Annotated in this window: 2 protein-coding genes and 1 pseudogene; 2 read left to right on the plus strand and 1 reads right to left on the minus strand. The window is 67.1% G+C overall.

All coding sequences use genetic code 11. The annotated features are described in order from the left end of the window. Both istA and istB read left to right on the plus strand, forming a co-directional pair. Positions 1–1,471, plus strand: a 1,471-nt coding sequence (istA, locus tag H0W38_RS18980; protein WP_292457084.1) for an IS21 family transposase, incomplete at its 5' end; no start/stop codon positions are given. Further along, positions 1,468–2,307, plus strand: a pseudogene (istB, locus tag H0W38_RS18985) (IS21-like element helper ATPase IstB). The gene istA and the pseudogene istB, both read left to right, overlap by 4 nt. Positions 2,308–2,438: 131 nt before the next feature. Here the strand turns inward: istB and H0W38_RS18990 are convergent. Beyond that, positions 2,439–3,433: bestrophin family protein (locus H0W38_RS18990; RefSeq protein ID WP_367162412.1), on the minus strand; the 995-nt coding region annotated here is incomplete at its 5' end.

Consider the following 3,433-nt stretch of genomic DNA (forward strand, 5'->3'; position numbering starts at 1 on the left):
ACTCTCCAAGACGCTGCCGTTGGCGGCGGCGCAGGCCGCGATCAGTGTCGCCACCGCCTACCGTATGCAGCACGACCCGCGACTGCCGTCCGACAAGAAGGCCCCGCGCGAGCGACGGCGGCCCGACCCGCTCGTCGACATCTTCGAGGCCGAGGTCGTACCGCTACTCGAGTCGGCGCCCGGCATCCGCCCGGTGGCTATATTCGACGAGTTGAGGCGCCGTCACGCGGAACTCGACCCGAGCGTGCGTCGAACCTTGGAGCGACGCATCCGCTCATGGCGCGCGCTTCATGGTCAGGAACGAGACGTGATGTTCCGCCAGACTCACGAAGCCGGCCGCATGGGGCTGTCCGACTTCACCGAGATGGGCGACCTGGGCGTCACCGTGCTGGGCGTGGCGCTGGACCACCGCCTGTATCACTTCCGCCTGGTGTGCTCCGGCTTCGAGCACGCGCACGTCATCCTGGGCGGCGAGAGTTACGTGGCGCTGGCCGAAGGCTTGCAGAACGCGCTGTGGGCCCTGGGCGGTGCCCCGCGTGAGCACCGCAGCGACAGCCTGTCGGCGGCGTTCCGCAATCTGGACGCCGATGCGCGTGAGGACCTGACCTCGCGCTACGACGCCCTGTGTGCGCACTACCTGATGGAGCCCACCCGCAACAACCGGGGCGTTGCCCACGAGAACGGCTCCATCGAGAGCGCGCACGGACACCTGAAGAGCGCGGTGCACGACGCGCTGCTGCTGCGCGGCGCCGTGGAGTTCGCCGACCTGGCCGCCTACCGCCGCTTCATCGACGAGATCGTCAGCCGCAAGAACACGCGCAACGGCCGCCGCATCGATGCCGAACGCACGCTGCTGCAGCCGTTGCCACCGGCGCGGACCTGCGACTACGAGGAGACGTTCGTCTATGTCACGTCCTCCGGGGGCTTCACCCTGCGCAAGGTCTTCTACACCGTGCCGTCGCGGCTGATCGGACACCGCTTGCGGGTTCGCCTGTACGACGACCGGCTCGAACTGCTGCTGGGGGCGACCTTGCTCATGACGCTGGAGCGCGGTCGCGGCGGCGCCAACGGCAAGCATGGTCACGTCGTCGACTACCACCACGTCATCCATGCGCTTCGGCGCAAGCCGATGGCGCTGCTCAGTCTGGTCTACCGTGACCAGCTCTTCCCACGTGAAGCCTATCGGTTGACGTTCGAGTTCCTGCGCGAGGAGATGGCCGAGCGCGCGGCCTGCAAGACGATGGTCGCACTGCTGAGCCTGGCGCACGACCGCTCGTGCGAGGCGCAACTGGCCAGCGTTCTGTCGGACGATCTCGATCGCCGACGGTTGCCGGACCTCAACGCGCTGCTGGCCCGCTTCGCGCCCGACCCGGCGCGCTTGCCGGAGGTGTCCGTGCGACTCGCCCCGCTGAGCTCCTACGACATCCTGGTGGACTCGCGTGTGGACTCGGGCGCGGAGGTCGCGGCATGAACGAGAACTTCGACGCTACCCGGCTCACGCTGCTGCTGACCGAGCTGAGGTTGCCGGCTACCAAGCAAATGTGGTCGAACTTCGCCGAGCAGTCGGACAAGGAGGGTTGACCAGCCGCGCGGCTGCTCACGGTGCTTGCCGAGAACGAGTTGGCCGAGCGTGACCGACGGCGCATCGAGCGGCATCTGGCCGAAGCCAAGCTGCTGCCGGGCAAGACGCTGGACAACTTCGACTTCAACTCCGTGCCGATGGTCTCCAAGGCGCAGGTGATGGCGCTGTGCGCGGGCGACGAGTGGCTTCGCAACGGCGCCAATGTGCTCCTGCTGGGGCCGCCGGGTGGTGGCAAGTCGCACCTATCGTCGGCCATCGGGCTGGCCTTGCTGGAGAAGGGTTGGCGCGTGCTGTTCGCGCGCACATCGGACCTCGTCCAGCGGCTGCAGGTGGCGCGCCGCGAACTTGCGCTCGAAGCCGCGCTCAACCGGCTCGACCACTTCGACGTGCTCATCCTCGACGACCTGGCCTACGTCACCAAGGACCAGGCCGAAACGTCGGCCTTGTTCGAGCTGATCAGTGCGCGCTATGAGCGGCGCTCGATGATCATCACGGCCAACCAGCCGTTCGGGGAATGGGGCAAGGTGTTCCAGGATCCGGCCATGACGCTGGCCGCGGTCGATCGGCTCGTCCATCACTCCACGATCTTCGAGATGAACGTCGAGAGCTACCGAAGGCGTACCGCCATCGAGCGCAAGCAAATCGGTGCCGGGAGACCTGCCAGCTACGCGACACCGAAGAATGTCGGCGTTCCCAAGCCTGCCGACAATCAACCCTCAACTTAAACCAGCCCGCGACATCAAATGTCCGGCATCATCAACTCGCCGCGTCACGGTTCTCATCCAGATTGACGCGCGCCTCTCATCCAGATTGACGCGCCACAGCCGACATCGATCAAAGCGCAAGCAACGCGCAATCAATGCAGCCATCCCTCCACCGGCTGCAACGCCGGCGGCAATGCATTCGTCCCGATCGCTTCGAGCAGGTTGATCTCCACCGTGCGGCAGATCGTGTCGAGCGGCAGGTGGTGCGGGCGCAGGCCGAAGGGTTCCTCGATCTCGTCGCCCACGGCGTCCAGGCCGAAGAAGGTGTAGGCCACGATCGCCACCACGAAGGGCGTCATGAAGCCGATCAGGTCCACCAGCCCGAAGGGCAGCAAGAAGCAATAGAGGTAGGCGGTGCGGTGCAGCAACAAGGTGTAGGCAAAGGGAATGGGTGTGGACTTGATGCGCTCGCAGCCGGCCGCCACCGCGGCCAGGCCGCTGAGCTGTTCGTCCATCGCGGCGACGAGGTGAGGGTCGATGTGGCCCGCGCGCATGCTCTGGCCGAGGTCGCGGCTGCTCAGGCGCAGCAGCAGGTCGCTGCCCGAACGAGAGGCGGCATAGGCCGCGAGCTCTGCGGGTGCGAGCCAGGGCCCGAGTTCGGCCGGCTCGCCGCTGCCGCGCAACTGTTGCCGCAACGCGTGAGCGAAGGCGATGGTGCGGCGGATGATGGCGTGGCGGGGGTCGGGGCCTGCGCTCACGCCATCGTCCGGCGCGGCTGAAGCGTCGGGCAGGCGGGTAAGGGTGAGCAGTTGGCGCGCCAGGCTGCGCGAGCGGAACAGCAACTCGCCCCACAGCTTGCGTGCCTCCCAGTAGCGCTCATAGGCGGCGTTGTTGCGAAAGCCGAGAAAGATCGCCAGCGCCAGCCCGATCAGGGAGAAAGGCACCGGCGTGAGCGTGATCTTCGCATCGAGGAGGTGACCGTGGCTCCAGGTCACCGCCGCCGCCAATGCGGTGCAGGTCGCGAGGCTCCAGCCAATGCGCGGCAGGATCGAGCCGCGCAGCGCGAAGAAAAGGCGCAGCGCGTTGGGGCGGCGGGTGACGATCATGCGGCCGCATTGTCGTCGGGCGTGCTGCCGTCGGCGAAGTT

It is taken from the genome of Methylibium sp. (genome assembly GCF_013817365.1).
In the GTDB taxonomy this organism is placed as follows: Bacteria; Pseudomonadota; Gammaproteobacteria; order Burkholderiales; family Burkholderiaceae_C; genus Methylibium.